This is a genomic window from Streptomyces sp. NBC_00435 (assembly GCF_036014235.1).
Classification (GTDB): Bacteria; Actinomycetota; Actinomycetes; order Streptomycetales; family Streptomycetaceae; genus Streptomyces.
Genome location: NZ_CP107924.1, coordinates 5086125 through 5110054, shown reverse-complemented (window position 1 = coordinate 5110054; position 23930 = coordinate 5086125). Strand labels below are relative to the sequence as shown.

At 71.4% G+C, this 23930-nt stretch carries 24 protein-coding genes; 14 read left to right on the top strand and 10 right to left on the bottom strand.

From position 1 onward, the window contains the following. Positions 1 to 40: 40 nt before the first annotated feature. On the bottom strand, positions 41 to 1399 hold the full coding sequence (locus tag OG389_RS23575; protein ID WP_328300431.1) for a DUF6716 putative glycosyltransferase: 1359 nt from the start codon (positions 1397 to 1399) through the stop codon (positions 41 to 43). A 176-nt stretch (positions 1400 to 1575) separates the two neighbouring features. Between OG389_RS23575 and OG389_RS23570 the strand changes: the two genes are divergently transcribed. Together OG389_RS23570 and OG389_RS23565 are read left to right on the top strand one after the other, a co-directional pair. After that, positions 1576 to 2589 carry a glycosyltransferase family 2 protein gene (locus OG389_RS23570; protein WP_328300430.1) on the top strand — a complete coding sequence of 338 codons (1014 nt, stop codon included), beginning with the start codon at positions 1576 to 1578 and terminating at the stop codon, positions 2587 to 2589. Continuing rightward, complete coding sequence (locus tag OG389_RS23565) at positions 2586 to 3917, top strand: polysialyltransferase family glycosyltransferase (protein WP_328300429.1); 1332 nt, start codon at positions 2586 to 2588, stop codon at positions 3915 to 3917. Before OG389_RS23570 ends, OG389_RS23565 begins: the two co-directional genes overlap by 4 nt. Here OG389_RS23565 and leuE read toward each other — a convergent pair. Further along, complete coding sequence (gene leuE / locus OG389_RS23560) at positions 3910 to 4575, bottom strand: leucine efflux protein LeuE (RefSeq protein WP_328300428.1); 666 nt, start codon at positions 4573 to 4575, stop codon at positions 3910 to 3912. The genes OG389_RS23565 and leuE overlap by 8 nt on opposite strands. Positions 4576 to 4794: 219 nt before the next feature. Here leuE and OG389_RS23555 point away from each other — a divergent pair, with 219 nt between their 5' ends. Continuing rightward, entirely contained in the window at positions 4795 to 5667 is an 873-nt protein-coding gene (locus OG389_RS23555) for a L,D-transpeptidase family protein (RefSeq protein WP_328300427.1), read from the top strand. A 284-nt stretch (positions 5668 to 5951) separates the two neighbouring features. Here the strand turns inward: OG389_RS23555 and OG389_RS23550 are convergent, their stop codons facing one another. Next, positions 5952 to 7076, bottom strand: a complete 1125-nt coding sequence (locus tag OG389_RS23550) for a hypothetical protein (RefSeq protein WP_328300426.1) — start codon at positions 7074 to 7076, stop codon at positions 5952 to 5954. Beyond that, positions 7076 to 7831, bottom strand: coding sequence for an RNA polymerase sigma factor (locus OG389_RS23545; protein ID WP_328304018.1), 756 nt, complete (start codon positions 7829 to 7831; stop codon positions 7076 to 7078). Before OG389_RS23545 ends, OG389_RS23550 begins: the two co-directional genes overlap by 1 nt. 375 nt (positions 7832 to 8206) lie before the next feature. On the opposite strand from OG389_RS23545, the gene OG389_RS23540 reads away from it, so the two are divergent. The 5 genes from OG389_RS23540 (at position 8207) to OG389_RS23520 (ending at position 12378) form a co-directional block, all read left to right on the top strand. Beyond that, positions 8207 to 8812: a 2-oxo-4-hydroxy-4-carboxy-5-ureidoimidazoline decarboxylase gene (locus tag OG389_RS23540; RefSeq protein ID WP_443059325.1), complete on the top strand. Its 606-nt coding sequence runs from the start codon at positions 8207 to 8209 to the stop codon at positions 8810 to 8812. Between the two features lie 152 nt (positions 8813 to 8964). Next, a complete protein-coding gene (gene sdhC, locus OG389_RS23535; RefSeq protein WP_215018188.1) occupies positions 8965 to 9345 on the top strand; it encodes a succinate dehydrogenase, cytochrome b556 subunit in 381 nt (126 codons plus the stop codon). A 5-nt stretch (positions 9346 to 9350) separates the two neighbouring features. Further along, on the top strand, positions 9351 to 9833 hold the full coding sequence (locus tag OG389_RS23530) for a succinate dehydrogenase hydrophobic membrane anchor subunit (protein WP_328300425.1): 483 nt from the start codon (positions 9351 to 9353) through the stop codon (positions 9831 to 9833). Between the two features lie 23 nt (positions 9834 to 9856). Further along, entirely contained in the window at positions 9857 to 11611 is a 1755-nt protein-coding gene (gene sdhA / locus OG389_RS23525) for a succinate dehydrogenase flavoprotein subunit (RefSeq protein WP_328300424.1), read from the top strand. Continuing rightward, positions 11611 to 12378, top strand: a complete 768-nt coding sequence (locus OG389_RS23520; RefSeq protein WP_150518208.1) for a succinate dehydrogenase iron-sulfur subunit — start codon at positions 11611 to 11613, stop codon at positions 12376 to 12378. Before sdhA ends, OG389_RS23520 begins: the two co-directional genes overlap by 1 nt. 77 nt (positions 12379 to 12455) lie before the next feature. On the opposite strand, the gene OG389_RS23515 is transcribed toward OG389_RS23520, so the two are convergent. Together OG389_RS23515 and OG389_RS23510 are read right to left on the bottom strand one after the other, a co-directional pair. Next, positions 12456 to 14645 (bottom strand): DUF4132 domain-containing protein, encoded by a 2190-nt coding sequence (locus OG389_RS23515; RefSeq protein WP_328300423.1) that lies wholly within the window; start codon positions 14643 to 14645, stop codon positions 12456 to 12458. Position 14646: 1 nt separating this feature from the next. Next, positions 14647 to 14994, bottom strand: a complete 348-nt coding sequence (locus OG389_RS23510) for a hypothetical protein (protein ID WP_328300422.1) — start codon at positions 14992 to 14994, stop codon at positions 14647 to 14649. Between the two features lie 71 nt (positions 14995 to 15065). On the opposite strand from OG389_RS23510, the gene OG389_RS23505 reads away from it, so the two are divergent. The 5 genes from OG389_RS23505 to OG389_RS23485 all read left to right on the top strand — a co-directional run bounded on the left by OG389_RS23505 (position 15066) and on the right by OG389_RS23485 (position 18164). Then, positions 15066 to 15665 (top strand): hypothetical protein, encoded by a 600-nt coding sequence (locus OG389_RS23505; RefSeq protein ID WP_328300421.1) that lies wholly within the window; start codon positions 15066 to 15068, stop codon positions 15663 to 15665. Positions 15666 to 15728: 63 nt separating this feature from the next. Next, positions 15729 to 16487 carry an alpha/beta fold hydrolase gene (locus tag OG389_RS23500; RefSeq protein ID WP_328300420.1) on the top strand — a complete coding sequence of 253 codons (759 nt, stop codon included), beginning with the start codon at positions 15729 to 15731 and terminating at the stop codon, positions 16485 to 16487. A 97-nt stretch (positions 16488 to 16584) separates the two neighbouring features. After that, positions 16585 to 16989: a hypothetical protein gene (locus OG389_RS23495; protein WP_328300419.1), complete on the top strand. Its 405-nt coding sequence runs from the start codon at positions 16585 to 16587 to the stop codon at positions 16987 to 16989. Further along, positions 16986 to 17411, top strand: a complete 426-nt coding sequence (locus OG389_RS23490; protein WP_328304014.1) for a thiol-disulfide oxidoreductase DCC family protein — start codon at positions 16986 to 16988, stop codon at positions 17409 to 17411. The genes OG389_RS23495 and OG389_RS23490 overlap by 4 nt, the downstream gene beginning before the upstream one ends. 9 nt (positions 17412 to 17420) lie before the next feature. Next, positions 17421 to 18164, top strand: a complete 744-nt coding sequence (locus OG389_RS23485; RefSeq protein WP_328300418.1) for a TetR family transcriptional regulator — start codon at positions 17421 to 17423, stop codon at positions 18162 to 18164. 31 nt (positions 18165 to 18195) lie between these two features. On the opposite strand, the gene OG389_RS23480 is transcribed toward OG389_RS23485, so the two are convergent. The 3 genes from OG389_RS23480 to OG389_RS23470 form a co-directional block, all read right to left on the bottom strand. Further along, entirely contained in the window at positions 18196 to 19752 is a 1557-nt protein-coding gene (locus OG389_RS23480) for an ABC transporter substrate-binding protein (RefSeq protein WP_328304012.1), read from the bottom strand. 131 nt (positions 19753 to 19883) lie between these two features. Further along, a complete protein-coding gene (locus OG389_RS23475) occupies positions 19884 to 21248 on the bottom strand; it encodes a metallophosphoesterase (RefSeq protein WP_328300417.1) in 1365 nt (454 codons plus the stop codon). Further along, positions 21245 to 21505: an SCO4848 family membrane protein gene (locus OG389_RS23470; protein ID WP_328300416.1), complete on the bottom strand. Its 261-nt coding sequence runs from the start codon at positions 21503 to 21505 to the stop codon at positions 21245 to 21247. The genes OG389_RS23475 and OG389_RS23470 overlap by 4 nt, the downstream gene beginning before the upstream one ends. Before the next feature lie 121 nt (positions 21506 to 21626). Between OG389_RS23470 and OG389_RS23465 the strand changes: the two genes are divergently transcribed. Next, entirely contained in the window at positions 21627 to 22877 is a 1251-nt protein-coding gene (locus tag OG389_RS23465) for a D-alanyl-D-alanine carboxypeptidase family protein (RefSeq protein ID WP_328300415.1), read from the top strand. On the opposite strand, the gene OG389_RS23460 is transcribed toward OG389_RS23465, so the two are convergent. Further along, positions 22825 to 23844 carry a YihY/virulence factor BrkB family protein gene (locus OG389_RS23460; RefSeq protein ID WP_328300414.1) on the bottom strand — a complete coding sequence of 340 codons (1020 nt, stop codon included), beginning with the start codon at positions 23842 to 23844 and terminating at the stop codon, positions 22825 to 22827. The two genes, OG389_RS23465 and OG389_RS23460, sit on opposite strands and share 53 nt — an antisense overlap. Positions 23845 to 23930 lie beyond the last annotated feature (86 nt).

The window sequence follows — 23930 nt, the reverse complement described above, 5'->3', positions numbered from 1 at the left end:
GGGTCCGTACGGACACCGCCCGGGCGGGCCGGGCGGGGGCTCACAGCTCCCCCAGGCGGCGGATGACCGGCGCGACGCGCTGGACGCCGTGCCGGTACGCGCCCCGGGCCGCTTCGCGCAGGTGCGCGCGAAGCCGGCGGCGCAGCCGGGACTCCCCCGCGTCCGTGCGGACCGCGCCGGGCAGCGGTCTCCCGTCGGGGTCGAGGTGGTGCCGGGCCAGGATCCCGGGCAGGTACCCCGGCGCGGTGTCCCGCGTGTAGTACGGGGCCAGGGCCGGCAGCCCGGGCTCCGCCAGCAGCTCGCGCAGCCGGGCCCGCGCGGCGGCGTGCACGTCCCGCACGCCGCCGCCCGCGCCCCCGCCCACGCCCTGGTCGGACAGCCAGCCCGGGTCGCCCTCCGGGAGCAGGCCCTCGTCGAGCTGGGTCCAGGAGGCCAGGCAGCCCGAGCCCAGGAAGTGGTGGTTGCCGAGGGTCTCGCGGATGCCGAGGTCGGTCAGGACGGCCGTCGGGATGCCGCGGTGCAGGGATTCCAGGGCCGCCGTGGAGGAGACGGTGACCAGCAGGTCCGTGGTGTCCAGGACCTCGCCCATGTTCCCGTACACCAGACGGCAGTTGGAGGGGAGTCCGCCCGGCAGCCGCTCCACGAGGCGCTGGTACGGGAGCTCCTCCAGGTGCGTGGTGTGCTCCCCGGGGCGGCTGCGCAGTTTGATCAGCACCTCCCGCTCCGGGTGCAGCCGGGCGTGTTCCGCGGCGCGCCGGAGCAGGTAGAGGCGGTCGGCCCGGGCCTGCGGCACCGAGGGCTGGACCGCGAAGACGACCCGGTGGGGCGCGGCGGTGGCGGGCTCGTAGGGCGCCCCGTCGAGGAAGGGCAGTGCCGTCTCCACGACGGCCCGGGCGTCCGCCCCCACTCCCCCGTACACCGCGCGGAACCGTCCCGCGTCGTGCCGGGAGTTGGCCAGGACCAGGTCGGCCCCGTGCCGCAGCAGCAGGCCGTCGGCGAGTTTCTCGTAGACGACTCCGACGTACCCGGTGACGAACACCGGCCTGGCGCCCGGTCCGGGCCACAGGGCCCGCGCCCCGTGCAGGACGGCCTGCACGGCTCCCCCTACCAGTGCGAGGACGACCACGTCGTACGGCGGCCGGTCCGGCGCGGACAGTTCCGCGAGGAACCCGGCGCAGGTCACCTCGGTGAGCCGGTCCGCCTGGACGCCGACCTCGCCGAGCTGGCGCGCGGTGGGGGTGGCCCGTCCGCGCAGCAGGTATCCGGTCAGGTGGACGGAGTCGGGTTCCGGGGAGAGGCGGCGCGCGGTGAGCGCTCCCCACTTCCACCGGGTGTCGGAATCGGCGAGTACGGCCACACGGAGGACGGCCCGTTGGGCCGGGCGGTTGCTTGCTGGCACCCGGCAGAAGTTATTCCGCCTTTTCGGTGATCGGCCCAACGAGCGCACAACAGCGGGTTAACAGCCCGTCGACGAAATGCGAAAGCGTCCGGGTTAACGCGCCCGCCGTTCGTCGTTCACATGGAATCCGCGTCCGGGCCACAGTGAATGCCGAGCAGCGCCCTAATGTCTCGCGAGTGCTCAAGCTCTCTGTTGTCGTGCCGTTCTTCAACGTGCAGACATACGCGCCGGATGCCCTGAAAAGCCTCGAACTCAATGCCCGGGACGATTTCGAGTTCCTGCTCGTCGACGACCGCTCGACGGACGGGACGCCCGCGCTCCTGGAGCGGGCGGCGCGCGAGCTGCCCGGCGCCGTGCACCTCAGACACGGGCGCAACGGCGGCCTGGCGACGGCGCGGAACACCGGTCTGGACGCCGCCCGCGGCGAGTACATCGCCTTCCTGGACGGGGACGACTGGCTGGCGCCGGGGCACCTGGCCCGCACGCTGGCCGCCATCGAGGCTCTGAACTGCGACTTCGTCCGTACCGACCATGTCCAGTGCACGGGCAGGACCCGCAGTGTGCAGCGCGTGCCCTTCGGTCCGGAGTCGGTCGTGGCCGATCCGCGCGGCGCCATCCTGCCCGCCGGGCGCACGACCTCGGTGGACTATCCGTACGCCTGGGCGGGGATGTACCACCGGCGACTGCTGGACCGCGGGCTGCTGCACTTCACGGACGGTCTGCGGACGGCGGAGGACCGGCCGTGGATCTGGCGGCTGCACCGGGAGGCGGAGTCCTTCGCGCCGGTGGGTCTGCCCGGAATCTTCTACCGTCGCGGGGTTTCCACCTCACTGACGCAAATCGGGGACGAGCGTCAGCTCGATTTCATTCGAGCATTCGATCAAGTTCTGTCGGAAACGGCCGCCGACCACGAATCCGATCTTCTTCTGCCGAAAGCCGTACGAACATACTGCGCAATTATCGCGCACCACATCGGGTCCATCGAGAGGTTCGAAGCCCCCGTGGCCAGAAAGCTCCGCTCGCTGAGCGCCGCCGCCCTCGGCACGATGCCCCAGGACGTCCTGGACCGGGCCCTGGACTCGATGGACGCCGACCGCGCCGGCCTGCTCCGCCGCCTGCGCCGACGCGCCCGCGCCACCCGCACCGCCGCTCCTGCGGCTGCGGCCACCCCCGCCGGGGTGACGGCATGAGCGTCACCCAGATCTTCCTGGCCTCCACCCTCTACGGCACGGCCACCCTCGCCGCCGCCCTCGACTCGGACGCCTTCCCGCCCGCCGGCCGCCGGATCCTGCTGACCAGCAACCACTCCGTCACCGCCGAGATCACCCCCGGCCTGACCACCGCGCCCGGCTTCGCCGCCCTGCGCACCCGCTTCGACGAGGTGCTCGACTGGAACGCCGTCATCGCGCCGCAGCACCCCAGCACCTGGAGCCCGCGCGCCGAGGACGTCCCGCTGTGGGAACGGCAGCTGCGTGCCTCCTGGGGCCTGGGCGCCGACCGCGTCGAGCTCGTCGTGGAGTCGCTGCAGGTCCCGCCCGCCCAGAGCCTGTGCCGGCTCTTCCCCGGCGCGGCCGTCGACGTCTACGCCGACGGGCTGATGAGCTACGGTCCCACCCGCTTCCGGCTCGACCCCGCGATCGGCATGCGCGTACGGCGGGTGCTGCACCTGGACCTCGTACCGGGTCTGGAGCCGCTGCTGCTGACCGAGTTCGGGGTGCGGGCCGAGGTGATCCCGGCAGCCGCCTTCGTCAAGGCCGTCGCGGAGCTCGAGGTGCCGGAGCCGGTGTCCGCGGGCGAGGCCCCGGCGCTGCTGCTCGGCCAGTACCTGTCCGCACTCGACCTCGTGCCGGCCCGCGAGGAGGAGGAACTGCACGTGGAGATGGTCCGGGGCGCGCACGCGCTGGGCCACCGCGAGCTGGTCTTCAAACCGCACCCCAGCGCCCCCGCCGCCTACGCGCGCCGGGCGCAGGAGGAGGCGCGGCGGCTCGGAGTCCGGCTCACCGTGCTGAACACCCCGGTGCTCGCCGAGACCCTGTTCGAGCGGCTGCGCCCGGCCCTGGTCGTCGGCTGCTTCTCCACCGGCCTGCTGACCGCCGCCACCCTGTACGGGCTCCCGGTCGCCCGGACCGGTACGCAGGCCGTGCTCGCGCGCCTGTCCCCGTACCCCAACAGCAACCGGATCCCGCTGGCCGTGGCCGACGCCCTGCTGCCGGACCTCGCGGACGCGCCGGCCGTACGTTCCTGGGCCCCGCCGGGGCCCGAACGGGTCGCGGCCGAGCTGGCCGGCCTGCTCACGGCTGTGGGCTTCACGATGCAGCCGCAGATCCTGGCGGCGCGCCGCGCGGAGGCCGAGCGCTGGCTGGCCGGGAACCTGACCCCGCGCACCTGGCGCTACTTCACGCGCCGCCGGCTGACCGCGCTGGGACTGCCCGGCGGCATCCCGGCGCAGCTGTCCTTCCTGCCCCGCAGCCGTTCGGCCCGGCGGATGGCCCGGCTGCTGCGCCGGGTCGTCAGCTGACCGCGAGCTTCGCCGCGAAGCCCAGGAACAACACGCCCGCCGCCGAACTGGCGCCGGCGGCGAGCCGCTTGCGCCGTCGGAAGGCGGCCGCCAGGCGGTCCCCGCCGAATATCAGCGTGGTCAGGTAGAGGAAGCTGCCGATCTGCAGCAGGCCGCCCAACAGCAGGAAGGACAGGGCCGGGTAGGCGTAGGCCGGGTCCACGAACTGCACGAAGAAGGACATCAGGAAGAGGATGGCCTTCGGGTTGAACACGCTGATCAGCAGCGCCCGCCGGTAGGGCCGCCGCTCCGTGTCGCCGGCCGAGGCCCCGGCCTCCACGGCGGCCGCGGCCGCCTCCACGGCGCGCGCGCGGCGCGTGCGCCACATGGTCCACGCGCCGCGCAGCATGCCGACGGCGAGCCAGGTCAGGTACCCGGCGCCGAGCAGTTTGACGATGCCGAACAGCATCGGGCTGGTCTGCAGCAGGGCTCCGGCGCCGACCGCGGCCAGGGTCATCAGCAGGGCGTCCCCGGTGAACACCCCGCAGGCGGCCTTGTACCCCTCGCGCACCCCGCCGCGCGCGGCGACGGACAGCACGTAGAGCGAGTTCGGACCCGGCAGCAAAATGATCAGCACGAGGCCGGCGAGATACGTCGGAAGATCTGTGACACCCAGCATGTCCAGGAGTGTCCCACGCAGACGCACCTGTCCCGCCACCTCATTTCACAGTGTGGGCACCGGCCTCCCGCCGCCCCGTCGCACCGGGGGGCCCGGGACTGGTAAAACGTCCCCTCGACGGCCGCTGGTCACAATGGCGCAACAGCGCGGCCCTTCCTGCAACTGTCCACGCCCGCCAGGCATCACCTAGGTACACGTCATAGAAACCGGGGGACTGCAATGCACCGTCAGAAAGTCATAATCCGCGCACTGGGCCTGGCCACCGCCGTCGCGCTCGCCGCGACCGCCTGCGGACCGCAGAAGGCGGAGTCCTCGGGCTCCGGCTCCTCGGCTCCCGCATCGCCCACGGCGGTCACCAGCCCCGATGCCTCGCCGTCCACGGACGGCAAGCCCGGCGACGCCTCGCCGTCCGCCTCCCCGTCGCCTTCACCGTCCACTTCCGCCTCGCCCTCCCCGACCGTCAAGCAGGTCATGGCGAACGGTGACGACAGCGACCTGGTGCGCGAACTCCAGGCCCGCTTGCGCCAGCTCAAGCTGATGTCGGTCGCTCCGACCGGCTTCTACGGTTCGAAGACCACCGCCGCGGTCAAGTCCTTCCAGTCGAAGCAGGGACTCTCCGCCACCGGCGGCGTGGACGAGCCCACCTGGAAGAAGATCCAGGCCCTCACCAAGAAGCCGACCGCCGACGAGCTGCGCCCGCCGACCCAGAACGAGGCCGACGCGCCTGACCCGCGTTGTATGACGGGCCGGGTCATGTGCATCAGCAAGGAGAGCCGCACCCTCGCCTGGATGATCGACGGGAAGGTCGTCTCCACGCTGGACGTGCGCTTCGGCTCGGAGAACACCCCGACCCGCGAGGGCGAGTTCAAGGTGGACTCGAAGCAGAAGGACTGGGTCTCGACGCTGTACCACACGCCGATGCCGTACTCGATGTTCTTCAGCCGCGGCCAGGCCGTGCACTACTCGGCGGACTTCGCCGCCCGCGGTTACGCCGGCGCCTCGCACGGCTGCGTGAACGTCCGGGACAAGGCCAAGCTGGCGGCACTGTTCGACGCGGTCCGCGTCGGCGACAAGGTCGTCGTCTACTGGTGAGCGCCCGGCGTCGTCCGCCGGTGAGTGAGTGCCCGTCACCGGTGGGCGCCGGGGTCCGCAGTTGAGGGCGCGGGCGGGATCGGGGGAACGAATCCCGCCCGCGCCAGTTGCGCAGAGCCCAGGGGTACGGGGGGAACCCCGGCTCATGCGCGGCCGATGACCAGTCGGCTCGTTATGTACTGCGCCACCGGTTCGAAAAGTGTTACAGCCGGGTCAGGAGCTGTTTTCGGACGCTGTCCGGTACCCGGTCCCTCCGTCCCGGGGTGGGGCTGGCCGCAGCCGTGTCAGCGCCGGCCCGAGGAGGCGTCCGCGCCCTGGCGGCCGGTCACCTCTACGGATGACAGCCGCGGCAGGGCGGGGGCCAGGGTCGGCGCCGGCGCCGAGGAGTCCCGGCCGGGCGCCGTGCCCGGCGCGCCGCCGGGCACGATTCCGCCGATGGTGGTCAGGTCGAGCACCCCCTGGCAGTAGCGCGGGATCCGCAGCAGGCCCTTGGCGAGGCGCACGAGCTTCTCGCGCCGGTCCTCGTCGAGCTTGCCCGCGCGGTAGTCCCGGCACAGCTCCACCGCCCGGTTCCGGCCCTCGCGGTCCTTGTCGCCGGTGCCGTCCGTTCCCCCGTCGGAGCCGTCCGGGCGCAGGCGGCCCTTGCCGCCCCTGTCGTCCTTCTCACCGGTGGCACCGTTGGCGGTCGGCCCCGCCGTGACGCCGCCGCCCGCCGCGGCGCCGCCCTCACCCGGGGACGGCGTACGTCCCTCCGCGCCCGGGGTGGTGCCCGGGGCCGGGCTGGCGCCCGGACTCCCGCCGCCGTAGGGCGCGATGGTGCTGGGTGGCGGGACCGGCGCCCGGCGCACGTCCCCTTCCGAGAACTCCGCGGAGGAGCCGGCGCTCACCGAAACGGCGGGTGCGTGGCCCGCGGTGTCCCGGGCGTCCCGGTCGAGCAGGCCCGCGCCCGCGGCGGCCGCCAGGCCGCCCACGGCGACGCTCGCCAGGGCCGCCGCGAGGGCGAAGCGGACCGGCCGGCCGCGTCGGGCGCCGGAAAGGGAAGCCGGAGCGGGGCCGCGGGCGCGTCCGGGGCCGTACGGCTCACGGGAAGCGGATCCGGCGGCGGTGGACGGCGGGCTGAGCTCGACCACCGTGTCCACGGAGGCGAACAGCTCGGCGCCCGAGACCTCTTCCGGGAGCACGGAACCCCGCGCCGCGCGGAAGGCGGCCAGCGCGGCGGCCTCGCCGCGCAGCTCTCCGGGCGTCCCCCCGGCAACCGCCGGCGGTGGCTCGGCCAGTGCGTCGAGGGCGGCGCGCAGCCGCTCGGCCCGGGCTCGGGAGCGGTGCTCGGCGCCAGGTGCGACCGGTTCGCCGCGCAGCAGTCTCTCCGCCGCGGCCTTGTCCAGCCACCTGTCGCGCTCGTCGGCCATCACATGTCCTTCTGCGTCCGCCAACGTGAATGCGTCACACCGGTTTGTTCTACGAAGCCCCCGCCGTGGCCGCGCTGCGCGGGTACGGCGTCGAGATCCCGCCCTCCCCCGGCGCCCAGCGCCCGGCCTCCGCCATTATCGCCGAGGGTGCGGCCCGCTCCGGAGCCCGGTCCGGAGCCGATGCCGGAGTCGGGCTCGAAGCCGTCCTCGGCGCCGAGCAGCTCGGCCAGTTTCTTCAGGCCCCGGTGCGCGGCGGTGCGTACCGCGCCGGGGCGCTTGCCGAGCGTCTCGGCGGCGCTCTTGGCGTCCAGGCCGACGACCACGCGCAGGACGACGGCCTCGGCCTGGTCCTGCGGGAGCTGGGCTATGAGTTCCATCGTGCGGCAGGTGGAGAGGGACTCCATGGCCTCGCCGGCGGTGTCGGACTCGGCGGCGTGTCCCGTCAGCTCCGTCTCGTCCCCGCCGACGGCGGGGCGGCGGCCGCGCATCCGTATGTGGTCCAGGGCGCGGTTGCGGGCTATTCGGGCGGCCCAGCCGCGGAAGCGGTCGGCGTCACCGGTGAAGGAGTCGAGGTCGCGGGCGATCTGCAGCCAGGCCTCGGAGGTGACGTCCTCCGCGTCACCGTCTCCGACGAGCGTGCGGACGTATCCGAGCAGGCGCGGGTGCACGGCGCGGTACACAGAACGGAACGCGATCTCGTCGCCGTCTTGTGCCGCGAGCACCGCGGTGGTCAGCTCCGCGTCGTCCCCCAGCAAAGTCCCCAACCCGTTCACTGTCCTGTATGTGTGGCGCAAATCAGCACGTTACGGCTTTCAAGCACCTTCGTCCACGAGTTGTACAACGAGCAACCATTCCTGCGCGGAGCGAGGTGTGACACAAAACGCACTCAGGACGCTGACATGGGTACGGGCTTGTCGCACGAGTCCGTGACGGATGGCGGCCGGGGCCTCTCCTGTGGGGGGTGGCGGCCTCGGTCGCCCTCCCCTTTCCGGGTCATCATGCCCACGGTCCCGCCCCGGCATCCCGGGCGGCCCCGCACACGCTCCCACATGGGATCCCGTCATCCTTTCGGCTCACTTCCGGGTGAAAACCCGGGATGGGTACGACACACCCGGCTCCGCGTAGATAGCGTGGCGGGACACCCGCGCCACGCCACGAGGAGCCCCCCGCTGTCCAGCCACCTTCCGGCACAGGCCCGCGGAGGCTCCGACCCTTCCCACGGCTCAGGGCTCGCGCGGTTCAACGCCCTGTCCCCCGAAGCCGCCCATGCCGCCCTGCTGCACTGCTGCGGCAGCCGGCGCTGGGCCCACCGGGTGGCCGCCCACCGCCCATACCCAGACTTCGGCGCGCTACGCGCCGCCGCGGACGAAGCCTCGTACGACCTTTCCCAGGCCGACCTCTCCGAGGCGCTGACCTGCGAGTTCCCGCCGGAGCTCGAGCACGGGGCCGCGTACGCCGCGCTGCTCGCGCTCGACGCGGCCCACGCGGAGTACGAGCGGACCTTCGGTCACGCCTTCGTGATCTGCCTCGACGGGCACACCCCGGAGGAGCAGGCGGACCAGCTGCTCGCCGCGATCCGGCGGCGGATGGCCCTGGAGGTGGACGAGGAGCGCGCGATTTCCGCGGACGAACTCCGTCGCGTCGCGCAGGCCAGGCTGGCCGACCTGACACACTGGCTGACCTCGGCAGATGGGGTATCTGCTGCCGAATTCGGGCTATTCGCCCCTGTGGGATAGTCCGTCCGTGCCTGTTTGATCACACCGATGGCCCCCGCGCGAGGGAACCGACAAAGCGTCGCTACGATGTCCGGGGCCGGAGGACCGTACCCGGCCGGGCCCGACCGACAAAGAAGCCGGCTGGCCCCCGCCCCGCTTCCGGAGGGTTTTCCGTGCCGGCTGGAACGTTGTACCGCGGCCGGGAAGGAATGTGGTCCTGGGTGGCTCATCGAGTCACCGGCGTCCTCATTTTCTTCTTCCTGTTCGTACACGTCCTCGACACCGCTCTCGTCCGCGTCTCCCCCGAGGCGTACGACGATGTCGTGGCTACCTACAAGACGCCGATCGTCGCGCTGCTGGAATACGGCCTCGTCGCCGCAATCCTCTTCCACGCGCTCAACGGTCTCCGTGTCATCGCCGTGGACTTCTGGTCCAAGGGCCCGCGCTACCAGAAGCAGATGCTCTGGACCGTCGTGGGCGTTTGGATCGTGCTGATGGCCGGGGCCGTTTACCCCGTCCTGCACCACGCCTACCTCGAACTGTTCGGGAAGTGACACGCATGTCTTCTGACACTTCTCCCGCTCAGGCCATCAGCGGCGTCGAGGCCGTCTCCCTGTACGACGTCGACAACCCGGCGCCGTACATCGAGGCCCCGCGCAAGCGCACCAGCAAGACCCCGCGCTCGACCCGCGGCAACTTCGAGATGGTCGCGTGGCTCTTCATGCGCCTCTCGGGCATCGTGCTCGTCGTCCTGGTCATCGGCCACCTGCTGATCCAGCTCGTCCTGGACGGCGGTGTGTCCAAGATCGGCTTCGCCTTCGTGGCGGGCCGCTGGGCCTCCCCGTTCTGGCAGGGCTGGGACCTGCTCATGCTGTGGCTCGCGATGCTGCACGGCGCGAACGGTCTGCGTACCGTCATCAACGACTACGCGGAGCGCGCCAATACGCGGCTGTGGCTCAAGGGCCTGCTCTACACCGCCACGGTGTTCACCATTCTTCTGGGCACGCTGGTGATCTTCACCTTCGACCCGAACATCCGCTAGGCAACGGGGCTGAGGCGAAACCAATGAAGATCCACAAGTACGACACCGTCATCGTCGGGGCGGGCGGCGCAGGCATGCGCGCCGCCATCGAGTCGACGAAGCGCAGCCGCACCGCCGTGCTGACCAAGCTCTACCCCACCCGCTCCCACACGGGCGCCGCGCAGGGCGGCATGGCCGCCGCGCTCGCCAACGTGGAGGACGACAACTGGGAGTGGCACACCTTCGACACGGTCAAGGGCGGTGACTACCTGGTCGACCAGGACGCCGCCGAGATCCTGGCGAAGGAGGCCATCGACGCGGTCCTCGACCTCGAGAAGATGGGCCTGCCGTTCAACCGCACCCCGGACGGCACCATCGACCAGCGCCGCTTCGGCGGACACTCCCGCAACCACGGTGAGGCGCCGGTCCGCCGGTCCTGCTACGCCGCGGACCGCACCGGTCACATGATCCTCCAGACGCTCTACCAGAACTGTGTCAAGGAGGGCGTGGAGTTCTTCAACGAGTTCTACGTCCTGGACCAGCTCCTGGTCGAGGAGGACGGCGTCAAGAAGTCGGCCGGCGTGGTCGCTTACGAGCTCGCCACCGGCGAGATCCACGTGTTCCAGGCGAAGTCCGTCATCTACGCCTCCGGCGGCACCGGCAAGTTCTTCAAGGTGACCTCCAACGCGCACACCCTCACGGGTGACGGCCAGGCGGCCTGCTACCGCCGCGGCCTGCCGCTGGAGGACATGGAGTTCTTCCAGTTCCACCCGACGGGCATCTGGCGCATGGGCATCCTGCTGACGGAGGGCGCCCGCGGTGAGGGCGGCATCCTCCGCAACAAGGACGGCGAGCGCTTCATGGAGAAGTACGCGCCGGTCATGAAGGACCTCGCGTCCCGTGACGTCGTCTCGCGCTCCATCTACACCGAGATCCGTGAGGGCCGCGGCTGCGGTCCGGCCGGTGACCACGTGTACCTGGACCTGACGCACCTGCCGCCGGAGCAGCTCGACGCGAAGCTCCCGGACATCACCGAGTTCGCGCGCACCTACCTGGGCATCGAGCCGTACACGGACCCGATCCCGATCCAGCCCACCGCGCACTACGCCATGGGCGGCATCCCGACCAACGTCGAGGGTGAGGTCCTCATGGACAACACCACCGTCGTCCCGGGCCTGTACGCGGCCGGCGAGGTCGCGTGCGTGTCGGTGCACGGCGCGAACCGCCTGGGCACCAACTCGCTGCTGGACATCAACGTCTTCGGCAAGCGTTCGGGCATCGCGGCCGCCGCGTACGCCCACGCCCACGACTACGTCGAGCTGCCCGAGAACCCGGCGCAGCAGGTCATCGACCAGGTCGAGCACCTGCGTGCCTCCACGGGCAACGAGCGGGTCGCCGACCTGCGCCTGGAGCTCCAGGAGACGATGGACGCCTGCGTGATGGTGTTCCGCACCGAGCAGACGATCAAGACGGCGGTCGAGAAGATCGCGGAGCTGCGCGAGCGCTACAAGAACGTGTCCGTCCAGGACAAGGGCAAGCGCTTCAACACGGACCTGCTGGAAGCCATCGAGCTGGGCAACCTGCTCGACCTGGCCGAGGTCATGGCCGTGTCCGCGCTGGCGCGCAAGGAGTCCCGCGGCGGTCACTACCGCGAGGACTACCCGAACCGCGACGACGTCAACTTCATGCGCCACACCATGGCGTACCGCGAGGTCGGCGCCGACGGCCAGGACTCGGTCCGCCTGGACTACAAGCCCGTCGTCGTCACCCGCTACCAGCCGATGGAGCGTAAGTACTGATGGCCACCCCCACCCTGTCCAAGACGGACGCGATGGAGGCGGCGGCCGCCGCCTCGCCGTTCATCACGGTCACGTTCCGGATCCGCCGCTTCAACCCTGAGATCTCGGACGAGTCGCAGTGGCAGGACTTCCAGATCGAGATCGACCCGAAGGAGCGCGTGCTCGACGGTCTCCACAAGATCAAGTGGGACCTCGACGGCACGCTGACCTTCCGCCGCTCGTGCGCGCACGGCATCTGCGGCTCCGACGCGATGCGGATCAACGGCAAGAACAGGCTCGCCTGCAAGACGCTGATCAAGGACATCAACCCGGAGAAGCCGATCACCGTCGAGGCCATCAAGGGCCTGACGGTGATGAAGGACCTCGTCGTCGACATGGAGCCCTTCTTCCAGGCGTACCGGGACGTCATGCCGTTCCTGGTCACCAAGGGCAACGAGCCGACGCGCGAGCGCCTGCAGTCCGCCGAGGACCGCGAGCGCTTCGACGACACCACCAAGTGCATCCTGTGCGCCGCGTGCACGTCCTCGTGCCCGGTGTTCTGGAACGACGGCCAGTACTTCGGCCCGGCGGCGATCGTCAACGCGCACCGCTTCATCTTCGACTCGCGTGACGAGGCCGGCGAGCAGCGGCTGGAGATCCTGAACGACAAGGACGGCGTGTGGCGCTGCCGCACGACCTTCAACTGCACCGACGCGTGCCCCCGCGGCATCGAGGTCACCAAGGCGATCCAGGAAGTGAAGCGGGCCCTCATCACCCGCCGCTTCTGATTCCGTCGTAGTCGGTTCCTGGAGGCCCCGCGGCCGGTGTTCACCCACCGGCCGCGGGGCCTTCGCCGTACCGCCCGTCAGCCCCGGCGGATCTGACTGGTGATCGTCGGGTCGGTGATGGCGGTGTCGCCGGCCAGCAGCATCGCCTTGCTGAGGATCACCGCCAGGGTCCGGTCGCCCTCGAAGGGCAGGTAGCCGGTCTCCGGGGAGCCGCCGCCCTTCGGCACGATGCACAGGTACTGGTCGTTCGGCTCCATCAGGATGTTCCCGGAGCCCAGGTGGATCTTGTACGTGTGCAGCTCGCCCCTGACGTGCAGGAACCGTCCCTCGATGCGGCAGCGGTCCGCGATCGCCAGTCTCGGCACCACCCGCTCCAGCAGCGCCCGCCGGGTCTCGGCGCTCTGGCCGAGCTCGCCGAAGCCGTACGAGGTCCAGTACTCGCGGAACCGGCCCTCCGGGCCACCGTCGGACCAGGTGGGGTCGTTGCCCACGCTGGCGACCCCGACGAACAGGTCCACGTCGCGCAGCACCTCGCTGAGCACGAGCTCCGGTATCTCCGCGAGCGGCAGCGGGTCGACCGGGTCGCGGCCGTCGCGCAGGTACATGGTGTACCGGCCGCCGCACACGTGCGCCCAGTTCTGCGGGGCGTCGATCGGGTAGAAGCGCACCTGGTCGGTGGTCAGCCGCAGGTAGCTGCCGGACTCGGTGGTGTCGGCGGCGTAGTCCCCGCTGTCCTCGCTCTCGATCCAGTACTCGGCGCGCAGCCCCCACTGCGGGAGCTCGCGGACGGCGGGCGGCGCGCTGTCGTCCACGGCGAGGCGCAGCTTGTTGCGCCAGCCGCGCACGGCGGCCAGGGAGTGGAACTGGTGCTGGCGCAGGACGTGGCCGGCGAAGCGGTTGGAGTAGGTCGCGGTGGTCCGCTCGGCGTCGGTCAGGGGGTACACCTCGCGGTGGGCCTGCTTGAACGGCTGTGTGATCGCGAGCCCTTCGAGGCGCTCGCGCACGGCGGCGACCTCGGCGGGCTCCCGGCCGACGGGGTGCCAGAGCCGGACCTCGGCGTGGGCGGGGACGCACAGCTGTTCGCCCGCGAGGGTGCGGATGTCGTGGCCGTCGTGCACCGCCGTGGTGCCGGCGACCGTCCAGACCAGGCGGCGGGCGAGGGTGCCGACCAGGGGGTGGTCGAGGTACCGCTCGCGCCAGGCGCCGTAGGTCCAGGTGCGGCGGGCGAGGAACTGCCGGTCGAGGCGCTCCGCCTGGGCGGCGAGCATCTTGTCGATGTCCTTGACGGCCGCCTTGAGTTCCTTCAGCTCATCGGCGTGGTCCTGGCGGACGGCGGCGGGTACGCCCTTGACGGCCTTGCCCGCGGCGTTGCGCCAGGACAGCACCGTCTTCGGCCCGCGCACCTCCAGCAGGGCGGCGGCCTGCCCGAACGGCACCTCGGCGCGCCCGACCTCCGTGAGGCCGTAGGCGGGCACCGCGAGCTCCTCGATCTCCTCCCGGCCCAGCCCGAGCGCCCCGGCGCGCGCCTCCAGGGCCGTGTCGATGACCTTGAGGGTGCCCTTGAAGGTCACCCGGGCGGCCAGCCTGGCCAGTTCGGCCAGGGCCGCCTCGCCCTCGGTCCGGGACAGGGCGGTGACCCCCGCGTTGGCCACCTTGGGGTTGCTCGGTCCGAGGCCGGGGACCTTCTTCAGGCAGGTCTCCACGAGCCTGCCCAGCGCGCGCGGTGTCCCGGGGTGCGCGGGCAGCAGGGCGAGCAGCCAGGCCAGTCCGCGCAGGGCGTTGGCGTTGTGGGCGTCGAGCTGGCCCTCGTACCAGGATTCCTCCAGGACCAGGGTGCGCGGCCGGTCCACGAGGGCGAACCAGCCGGTGACGGCCTCGCGCAGGGCGTCCGGACCGGCTCCGGTGTCCGCGAGGAGCGCGCGGGCGGTCTTCTCCCACTTAGCATGGGGCCGGGCCGCCGTGGCGGTGGCGGCGTGGACGAGCAGTGGATCCCAGCGGCCGTCGGCCATGGCCTCGTCGGCCCACTGCTCGCCGATGTTGAGGGCGGGGCCGGTCAGCTGGTCGACGGCGGCCCGCACGCCGGAGTTGCTGTAGGACATCAGGGCGCTGCGCCGCAGGGTGGCCACGGCGGCGGGCGGGACGGTGCGCCCGGCGGCCAGTTCGTCGCGCACGCGCGTGGACCAGACGCCGTCGTAGGTGTAGTACGTCCGCCCGAGCTCCTCGAAGTCGAAGGCCCGCCGGGTCTCTTCGTCGATGGCGACCGTCATGTCAGCCACCCACCAGCGCGACGAGCTTGAGGAAGGTCACCTCGGTGCCGAGCGGGAGGTCGATCTCCTCGTCGAGCTCCGTGATCTGACGGTCCCCGACCAGTACGAGGAAGCCGTTGCGCCCGAAGGCGGCGAGTGCCGCTTCGGTCTGCGCCTGCGGATCCACCCGGCCCCCGTCCCCGGCCGGCCGCACCAGGCGGCTGCGGGCCGCCTCGGACTCGGCCACTTCCTGGAATATGCGCCTGCGGATCAACTCGCTCAGTGCGAGTCGCTCCTCGGCGATCTCCATTCCCCAGCCGTCGCTGCGGCCGCCGGCAGTCGTCTCGTCGACGAACATCACGCTTCCCATGTCCGGAGATTAGGACCGGGCACTGACATTCGGTCTACTGGCCCGTGTGCGCCTGTGGAATTATCGGCCGCATGAGCGAGCAGCAGCCGAATCCCTACGCGAACGACCCGAGCCGGGGCCCGGGCCCCGAGGAGAACAAGTGGGGTCCGGCCACCCCGAGTTACGGATACCCGGCACAGCCGGCCTACGGCTACCCGCCCCAGGGCCCCGCCCAGCCCGGCTACGGGTACCCGCAGCCCCCCGCCTACCAGCCGACCATCGCCGGCGCGGGCATTCCCTCGCCGGGTCCGGCGCCGATGCCCGGGCAGGCTCCCTCGGGGTACCCGGCCGCCGGACTCTCCCTGGGCGACATCACCATCGCCGGGGACCAGATCATCACCCCGTCGGGCCCGATGCCGCTGAGGGGTGCGGTCTGGAACGCCACCGACTTCTCCCGGACCGAGGAGAAGATCCCGGCGCACGCGATCGTGCTGGCCGTCATCTTCTTCCTGTTCTGCCTGCTGGGCCTGTTCTTCCTCCTGATGAAGGAGCGCCGCACGACGGGCTACATCCAGATCACCGTCAACAGCGCCGGCCGCCACCACTCCACGATGATCCCGGCCGTGGACCCGGGCACGTACATGTGGGTCATGAGCCAGGTCAACCAGGCCCGTGCGCTGAGCATGCAGTGACCTGCGGGCCGCCCGGCCCGCAATCCGCTGGCGGACCGGGGGCCGGTCGCGGAAGATCACCGGATGATCATTTCTCATGATGTGGACGGGCCCGAGGGTGCGCCCGCCGTCGTACTGCTGCATTCCTCCGTGTGCGACCGGCGGATGTGGGAGCCGCAGTGGGGACCGCTGACCACGGCCGGGTTCCGGGTGGTGCGGGCGGATTTCCGGACCTGCGGGGAGTCCCCCGCCGCCGAGGAGCCGTACAGCGACCACGGGGACGTACGGGAGCTGCTGGACCACCTCGGGATCCAACGGGCCGCTCTGGTCGGAGCCTCCTACGGCGGACGGGTCGCGCTGACGCTCGCCGCGCTCCATCCGGAGCGGGTGGGCGCGCTGGCGCTGCTGTGCCCCGCCCGGCCCGCACAGCGCCGCGGTCCCGCACTGCTCGCCTTCAACGCCGCCGAGGGCGCCCTGCTGGACGCCGGCGACCTGGCGGGCGCGGCCCGGCTCAACGCCCGCCAGTGGCTCGGCCCCGACGCCGACGAGGCCGCGCACGCCCTCGTACGGTCCATGCAGTTCGGGAACCTGCGGGGCGCCCTGACCGCCGACGGGGACCACGAACTCCCCGAGCCCTCCGTCGAGCTGGCCTCCATCACCGCCCCCGTCCTGGCGGTCGGCGGCGCGCACGACATCCCCGACTTCCGGGAGTTCCCCGCCGAGCTCCCCTCCCTCGTCCCCGGCGCCACCCACCTCGAACTCCCCTGGGCCGGCCACCTGCCCTCCCTGGAGCGCCCTGCGGAAGTCACCCGGATCCTGCTGGAGTTCCTCGCGCGCCACTGACCCGGCGGTGCCCGGACCCCATTGGTTGAACTTGTTCAAAAACAGGTCTACAGTCATCCCTGTCAGCAGTTGAACACGTTCAAGGGGGGCGAGGGCAATGGACCTCACCGTGGTCGCGTACGTCATCTACCTGCTCATCAGCATCGGTCTCACCGTCTGGGTGGCCCGCACGCTCAGCCGCAACGGCCGGATCTTCATCGCCGACGTCCTCCAGGGGAACGAGAAGCTCGCGGACGCCGTCAACCAGCTCCTCGTCGTCGGGTTCTACCTCGTGAACATCGGCTTCGTGACCCTGTACCTGCGGTCGAGCGAAGAGATCCTGACCGCCCGCAGCCTCTTCGAGGCACTGTCGGTCAAGCTCGGCGTCGTCCTGCTCGTCCTCGGCGTCATGCACCTCGGCAACGTCTGGGTGCTCAACAAGATGCGCCGCCGCGGCATCATGGAGCGCCAGCAGACCCCGCCGGTCGCCCCCCAGGGCTGGACCGCTCCCGCGGGGGCCTGATCCCCGTGGCGACCTCGGCGACCCGGCACCTGACGGTGCTGTACGACGCGAACTGCCCGCTCTGTGTCCACATCCGGCACTGGCTGCTCGCACAGCGTTGGCTGGTGCCGCTGCGGCTCCTGCCCGCCGCGTCGCACGAGGCGCGGCGGCGGTTCCCGCACCTCGACCACGCGTCGACGCTGCGGGAGATCACCGTCATCGGGGACGGCGGCCAGGTGTGGACCGGGACGGACGCCTTCATCGTCTGCCTGTGGGCCCTGGCCGAGCACCGGCCCAAGGCGAACTGGCTGGCCACACCGGCCGGCCGGCCCTTCGCCAAGGCAGCCATGTACACCGCCTCCAGATGGCGGGAGGCGGTTCGCGACAGCTCGACGGACGGTGCGGAACCGGCCTGTGACGACCAATGCTCCGTACCCCGATAGGCTCATGCGGTGACTGATCAGAAGGCTCCCAAGAGCGAGCAGACCCGCACGCTCATCCTCGAAACCGCGCTCCGCCTCTTCCAGGAGCGCGGCTTCGACAAGACGACGATGCGCGGTATCGCCAAGGAGGCCGGGGTATCGGTCGGCAACGCCTACTACTACTTCGAGTCGAAGGAACACCTCGTCCAGGGGTTCTACGACCGGATCGGCGCCGCCCACCTGGCGGCGGTGCGGCCGATCCTGGACCACGAGACCGATCTGCAGAAGCGGCTCGCGGGCGTGCTGACCAGCTGGCTGGACATCGCGGAGCCGTACCACGAGTTCGCCTCGCAGTTCTTCAAGAACGCCGCGGACCCGGAGAGCCCGCTCAGCCCCTTCTCCCCGGAGTCGGAACCGGCCCGCAAGCAGGCGATCGACATGCACCGCGAGGTGCTGGCGGGGGCGAAGACCAAGGTGCCGGACGAGCTGGCCGACGTACTGCCGGAGCTGATGTGGCTCTCGCAGATGGGCCTGGTCCTCTACTGGGTCTTCGACCGCTCCCCGAACAGCGAGAAGACCCGGCGGCTCGCCCAGCGCGGCGCGCAGCTGACCACGCGCGGCATCATCCTGGCCCGCTTCCGGGTGCTGCGGCCGCTGGTGCGCGAGGTGCACGAGCTGTTCACGGACTTCCTGCCGGGCATGGCCCGGACGGCCGTCTCCCGCGCGGACCGTAAGCGGGCCTCGGACCCGGACGCGGGCCCCGGGCCCGCCTGAGGCGGGCCGGGCACGGGGCTCCCTACGGGGCCTACAGCCAGTTGAGCTCCCACAGGCGCCACACGCCGGTGCCGTCCGAGAGGTGCTGCGCGCCGGCGACTGCCTCGCGGGACATCACGTAGTCCTTCTTCTGCCAGATCGGCAGCATCGGGACGTGCTGTGCGACCAGCTTCTGCAGGTCGCGGAAGTCGTTGGCGGCGGCGCCGCGGTCCGAGAAGGACTGGGTGCGGGTGATGAGGTCGTCGACGCCCTTGTCGGAGAAGCCGTTGTTCATGGAGGAGTCGGCGCCGACGAGCGGGGCGAGGAAGTTGTCCGCGTCCGGGAAGTCGGCGATCCAGCCGATGGTGTAGGCGTCGAACTCGCCGGCGGCGTAGGCCTTCTGGAAGTCCGCCCACTTCTCGACCGGCTTGATGGTGATGCGGAAGAGGCCGGTGGACTCCAGCTGCTTCTTGATCTCCTCGGCCTCGGGGAGGCTCGCGCCGCGCGTGTTGACCCCGAGGCCGATCGAGATCGGGGCGGTGATGTTGGCGTCCTTGAGCAGCTTCTTCGCGGTCAGGCCGTTCGGGGAGGGCCACGTGTCGAAGAACGGGGTGCTGTGGGCGGCGATGCCCGCCGGGACCAGCGAGTAGAGCGGGGTGACGGTGCCCTTGTAGACCTCGCCCGCGATCTTCGCCCGGTCCAGGACGGCGGCGATGGCCTGGCGGACGGCGGGCTGGCCCACCGGGGAGCCCGCGCGGAGGTTGAAGACCATGCTGCGGGTCTCCGTACCGCCCGAGGCCTGGTACCGGGTGTCCTTCAGGCCCGGGTTCAGGGCGGCGAGGACGGCCGGGGGCATGTCGCGGTGCGCGACCTCGATCCCGTGGTCGTTCCAGGCCTGCTCCAGCTGCGTGGAGTCCTTGAAGTACCGGACGGTGACCGCGGTCTTGGATATCTTCCCCTGGCCCTTGTACGAGCTGTTCGGGTTCAGCTCCGCGCTCGCGCCGGCCTTGTAGTCGCCGAGGGTGAAGGGGCCGGAGCCGTCGACCTTCTCGTCCTCGCGCAGGCCCTTGGCCGGGTACTTGTCCTTGTCCACGATCGAGGCGGCACCCGTCGCGATCTTGAACGGGAAGGTGGCGTCCCCGGCGGAGAGGTTGAAGGTGACGGTCCGACCCTCGGCCTTGACCGACTCCAGGGTGTTGAACAGCGGCGCCGGACCCTGGTCGGAGTTGATCGCCTTGATCCGGTCGAAGGAGAACTTCACGTCCTCGGCGGTGATCGCGCGGCCGGAGGAGAACTTCACGTCCGAGCGCAGTTCGCACTGGTACGTCGTGAGCTTGTCCCCGATGAACGTGCAGGAGGAGGCGGCGTCGGGCACGGGGGTGTCCGAGCCGCTGCGGATGGTCAGCAGCGACTGGTAGACGTTGCTGAACAGGGCCCAGGAACCGGCGTCGTACGCCCCCGCGGGGTCGAGGGAGGAGACCACGTCGCTCGTGCCGACGCGGATCGCCTTCCCGCCGCCCGCATCCTGGGGCAGCAACTGCCAGGTGGCGACACCGGCCACACCCAGGACCAGCCCGGCCGCGATGACTTTCGAGCGGACAGACCGCAACATCCTTGACTCCACCCCACTTGGCCGCACACCGATGTACGCGACCAGCTATCCGATTATCGGTCATCCCATCACGGAATTTCAGCCTCGGGAAGGCCGATATGCGGTGTGTCCTTGAAGCTTCGGGGGGTTCACGCCTGATATGAGGCGAGTTGGACGACTGTGATGTCCGACGGGGCCCCGACCCGGACCGGCGGCCCCCAGGCCCCCGCGCCGCGCGACACGTACAGCTGGGTGTCGCCGTAGCGCTCCAGTCCGGCGACGGTGGGGTTGGCGAGTTCGGCCACGTAGTTGCCGGGCCAGAGCTGGCCGCCGTGGGTGTGGCCGGACAGCTGGAGGTCGACGCCGTGCCGGACGGCCTCGTCGATGACCACCGGCTGGTGGGCGAGGAGTACGGCGGTGCGGGCGCGGTCGCGGTTCCCGAGGGCGGCCGCGAAGTCCGGGCCGTGGCCCTCGCTCTCGCCCGCGACGTCGTTGACGCCGGCGAGGTCGAAGTACGGGAGCGCGCTGCGGGCGTTCTCCAGCGGGGTGAGGCCGAGCTCGCGGACGTGGTCGACCCACTGCTGGGCGCCGGAGAAGTACTCGTGGTTGCCGGTGACGAAGTACGCGCCGTGCCGGGCGCGCAGGCCGCGCAGCGGTTCGGCGGCGGGGCCGAGGTCGTGGACGCTGCCGTCGACGAGGTCGCCGACGACGGCGATGAGGTCGGGCTGGGTGCGGTTGATCGTGTCGACGATGCGGGTGGTGTGGGCGCGGCCGAGGATCGGGCCGAGGTGGATGTCGCTGACGACGGCGATCCGGAAGCCGTGCGCCGCGCGGGGGAGCTTCGCGAGCGGGACCTGGACCCGCTTGACGCGGGGGCCGCGCAGGACGCCGTACGTGCCGTGGCCGACGGTGCCGAGCGCTGCCGCGCCGGCTGTGGCCGCTACGGTCCGCGCGAAGCGGCGGCGGCTGACGCCGCTTGGGGTGGGGGGCTGTGCCCCGGCCCCGGCAACCTGCTCCTGCCCGGCGGGGGCCGCGGGTTCACCGGAGGCTGCGGGCCCCGCGGGTGCTGCGAGGGTGGCCTGCGGCGCCGTTCCCCGCCCCACCCCTTCCCGAAACCGGGGCTCCGACCCGGGCCCCGTGGGGGTGGCGGCCGGGGTGGGAGCCGGGGTGGGAGCCGGGCGTGACCGGGGCCTTCTGTTCGGGCGGCGCAGCCAGGCGGCTCGGAGGGGCTCCGCCAGGAAGAGGGCCAGGGAGAGATAGAGGAGGACGGCCAGCCAGAGGTAGCCCGGCCAGGCGACCGTGCGCTGGAGCCAGAAGGGGGCTCCCGCGCGGCCCGCGACGAGGGCGGCCAGCGACAGGAGCGGGAGGGCGAAGGCCAGGACCGTGCCCGTGCGGCGGGTCCGGCCACCCGGGGCCGTGGTGTCGCGGACCAGGCGGACCCAGAGCCAGCGGTGCACCAGGGCCAGCAGGCCCAGTACGAGCAGGGCTCCGGCGGCGAACAGAAGGATCGTCACGCGCCCGGCCCCCTGCGTGATTCGCGCCGCAGCGCCCTCACCCCGCGCAACCCGATCACTCCGACGGCCGTCCCCAGGAGAAAGGACGCCACTGCCAGGAGAAGGTGGACCCAGAAGTAAGCGGTCGGGTCCCCCGCGTCGTCGAAGGCCAGACCGCCGCCGTCCTTCCACAGGTTCCGGACGAAAGACACCCAGATGAACCAGCTCCACACGCCGAACGCGAGCAGGAACCAGGAAGCGGCGCGGCTGAGTTTCATGAGCTCAGTATCGGTTTCGTCCCCAGGACGGACGCGCCGGGGTGGGCTGTCCCGGCAGTGGTTGCGGCGGGTTGGCCGGTCAGCGACGGTAAGCACAGGATCGGGATGTACTTTCACCTGCGTGTCTGCCAAGAAGACCGCGTTGACGGTCCTTTCCGCCGCGCTTCCCGCCCTGCTGGTCCCGGCACTGCTGGCCTCTCCCGCTTACGCCGCGCCGACGCCGACACCCCCCGCGGACGGCAAGGGGCAGCCGCCCAAGGCACCCGCACCGCCCGCCTCGATGTCCACGGTCGGCGGCGCCTCGCTCGGTCAGCCCGGTACGCAGGTCAACCTGCTGCCCGGCGCGCCCGCGCTGCCGGCGAACCTGACGGGCCGTTCGTGGATCGTGGCCGACGCCGAGACCGGCGAGGTCCTCGCGGCGCACAACGCCCACTGGCGGCTCCCCCCGGCCTCGACCATGAAGATGCTCTTCGCCGACACCGTGCTGCCGGGGCTGCCCAAGGAGCAGGTCCACAAGGTCACGGACAAGGAGCTGGACGGGGTCGGTTCCGGCTCCAGCCTGGTGGGCATCAAGGAGGACGGCGAGTACACGGTCCACGACCTGTGGCTCGGGGTGTTCCTGCGCTCCGGGAACGACGCCGTGCACGTACTTTCGGCCATGAACGGCGGCGTCGAGAAGACCGTCAAGGACATGCAGTCGCACGCCGAGGAGCTCCAGGCCCTGGACACGCACGTGGTGTCCCCGGACGGCTACGACGCTCCGGGCCAGGTCTCCAGCGCCTACGACCTCACCCTCATCGCCCGCTCCGGCCTGCAGAAGCAGGACTTCCGGGAGTACTGCGGCACGGCCAGCGCGAAGTTCCCCGGCAGGCAGGAGTCCGGGAAGCCTCGCGAGACCTTCGAGATCCAGAACACCAACCGGCTGATGACCGGCGCCGGTGGCCTCCCCCCCTACAAGGGCATCGCCGGGGTGAAGAACGGCAACACCACGATGGCCGGCTCCACCTTCACCGGCGCCGCCCAGCGCGGTGACAAGAAGCTGCTGGTCACGGTCATGAACCCGGGGACCGGGGGCGTCAACTCCGTGTACGAGGAGACCGCCGACCTGCTCGACTGGGGTTTCGCGGCGAGCGGGAAGGTCAAGCCCGTGGGCGAGCTGGTGCCCCCGAAGAGCGCGGACACCTCCTCCCACGGCTCCCCGGCCCAGTCCCACGAGAACAACCCGTCGGCGTCCGGTGACGGCGCGGGCGGCGGGCTCGGTACCGCCTTCGGTGTCGCCGGCGGGGTGCTGGCCCTGGTGGCCGGCGGGTCCTACGTGGTCAACCGGCGCTGGCCCCGGGGACGCGGCCGCCGGGCCCGCGGCCAGGTGTAGCGGAGCCGGCCCCGACCCCGGACCCGGCCCCGGACTCGGCGGAGCCGGGGCCGGGCACCGAGGGCTCGGCGTCCGGCTCGGAACCCGGCTCCGGGTCCTCCACGCCGTCCCCGTCCGCGTCGTCGCGGCTCGCGGTCCACGCCGCGCAGAACAGCAGCAGCTTCGCCGTGAGGTTGATCCAGATCAGCAGCGCGATGGGCACGCCGAAGGCCCCGTACATGCTCTTCGTGGCGACCTCCCGCATGTAGCCGCTGAGCAGCAGCTTCAGCAGTTCGAAGCCGGCCGCGCCGATGAGGGCCGCCTGGATCAGACGGCGGCGGGGCGGTTCGACGCCGGGGAGCAGGGTCAGCAGGTAGAGCAGGAGCAGGAAGGCGGCCACGACCCCGACGAGGAAGGCCCCGCCCCGCAGCAGGCCGCCGCCCGCGCCCTCGCGCGGTACTCCCAGCCAGTCCCCGGCCTTGCCGACGGCGCTGGATCCGAAGATCGAGGCGGTGGCCGAGCACAGGCCGACGCCGCCGAGGCCGATCAGGACGAGTGCGTCCTTGCCCTTGCGGGCGAAGGGGTTGCCCTGGTCCTCGTCGTCCTTCTCCCAGACGGCGCGCAGGCAGTCCCGCATCGAGCCGACCCAGCCGATGCCGGTGAAGAGCAGGATGCCGGCGGCGACCAGTCCGACCGTGCCCGCGTTGGCGACGAGGGCGTTGATGTCGAGCTGGTCGGAGATGCCGGGGACCTGTTCGGCGAGGTTCTTCTGGAGCCGGTCGAGCTGCTCCTGGGTGAGCAGCCCGGCGCCGATCGCGGCGGCCACGGTGATCAGCGGGAACAGGGCGAGGAAGCTGATGAAGGTGATGGCGGCGGCGAGCCTGCTCCAGTGCACGCGGTCGAGCCGCTGGTACGAGCGCCACAGGTGCGTTCGCATCACGGCGGACACGAGGGGCCCGATCAGCGGGAGTTTCGTCAGCCAGTCCATACCGTCACCGTAAATGAGCTGTCGGAAATAGCCGGGATTGCCGCTTTTGGGGACTACGGTCGTCGATTGTGACTTTTCGCCCGACG

Bases quoted from the DNA above. Each gene is read 5' to 3' on its own strand.
- OG389_RS23530 (WP_328300425.1), top strand. From the start codon at position 9,351: ATGTCTTCTGACACTTCTCCCGCTCAGGCCATCAGCGGCGTCGAGGCC.
- OG389_RS23495 (WP_328300419.1), top strand. From the start codon at position 16,585: ATGGACCTCACCGTGGTCGCGTACGTCATCTACCTGCTCATCAGCATC.
- OG389_RS23510 (WP_328300422.1), bottom strand. From the start codon at position 14,994: ATGGGAAGCGTGATGTTCGTCGACGAGACGACTGCCGGCGGCCGCAGC.
- OG389_RS23565 (WP_328300429.1), top strand. From the start codon at position 2,586: ATGAGCGTCACCCAGATCTTCCTGGCCTCCACCCTCTACGGCACGGCC.
- OG389_RS23505 (WP_328300421.1), top strand. From the start codon at position 15,066: ATGAGCGAGCAGCAGCCGAATCCCTACGCGAACGACCCGAGCCGGGGC.
- OG389_RS23555 (WP_328300427.1), top strand. From the start codon at position 4,795: ATGCACCGTCAGAAAGTCATAATCCGCGCACTGGGCCTGGCCACCGCC.
- sdhA (WP_328300424.1), top strand. From the start codon at position 9,857: ATGAAGATCCACAAGTACGACACCGTCATCGTCGGGGCGGGCGGCGCA.
- OG389_RS23515 (WP_328300423.1), bottom strand. From the start codon at position 14,645: ATGACGGTCGCCATCGACGAAGAGACCCGGCGGGCCTTCGACTTCGAG.
- OG389_RS23550 (WP_328300426.1), bottom strand. From the start codon at position 7,076: ATGGCCGACGAGCGCGACAGGTGGCTGGACAAGGCCGCGGCGGAGAGA.
- OG389_RS23500 (WP_328300420.1), top strand. From the start codon at position 15,729: ATGATCATTTCTCATGATGTGGACGGGCCCGAGGGTGCGCCCGCCGTC.
- OG389_RS23520 (WP_150518208.1), top strand. From the start codon at position 11,611: ATGGCCACCCCCACCCTGTCCAAGACGGACGCGATGGAGGCGGCGGCC.
- leuE (WP_328300428.1), bottom strand. From the start codon at position 4,575: ATGCTGGGTGTCACAGATCTTCCGACGTATCTCGCCGGCCTCGTGCTG.
- OG389_RS23470 (WP_328300416.1), bottom strand. From the start codon at position 21,505: ATGAAACTCAGCCGCGCCGCTTCCTGGTTCCTGCTCGCGTTCGGCGTG.
- OG389_RS23460 (WP_328300414.1), bottom strand. From the start codon at position 23,844: ATGGACTGGCTGACGAAACTCCCGCTGATCGGGCCCCTCGTGTCCGCC.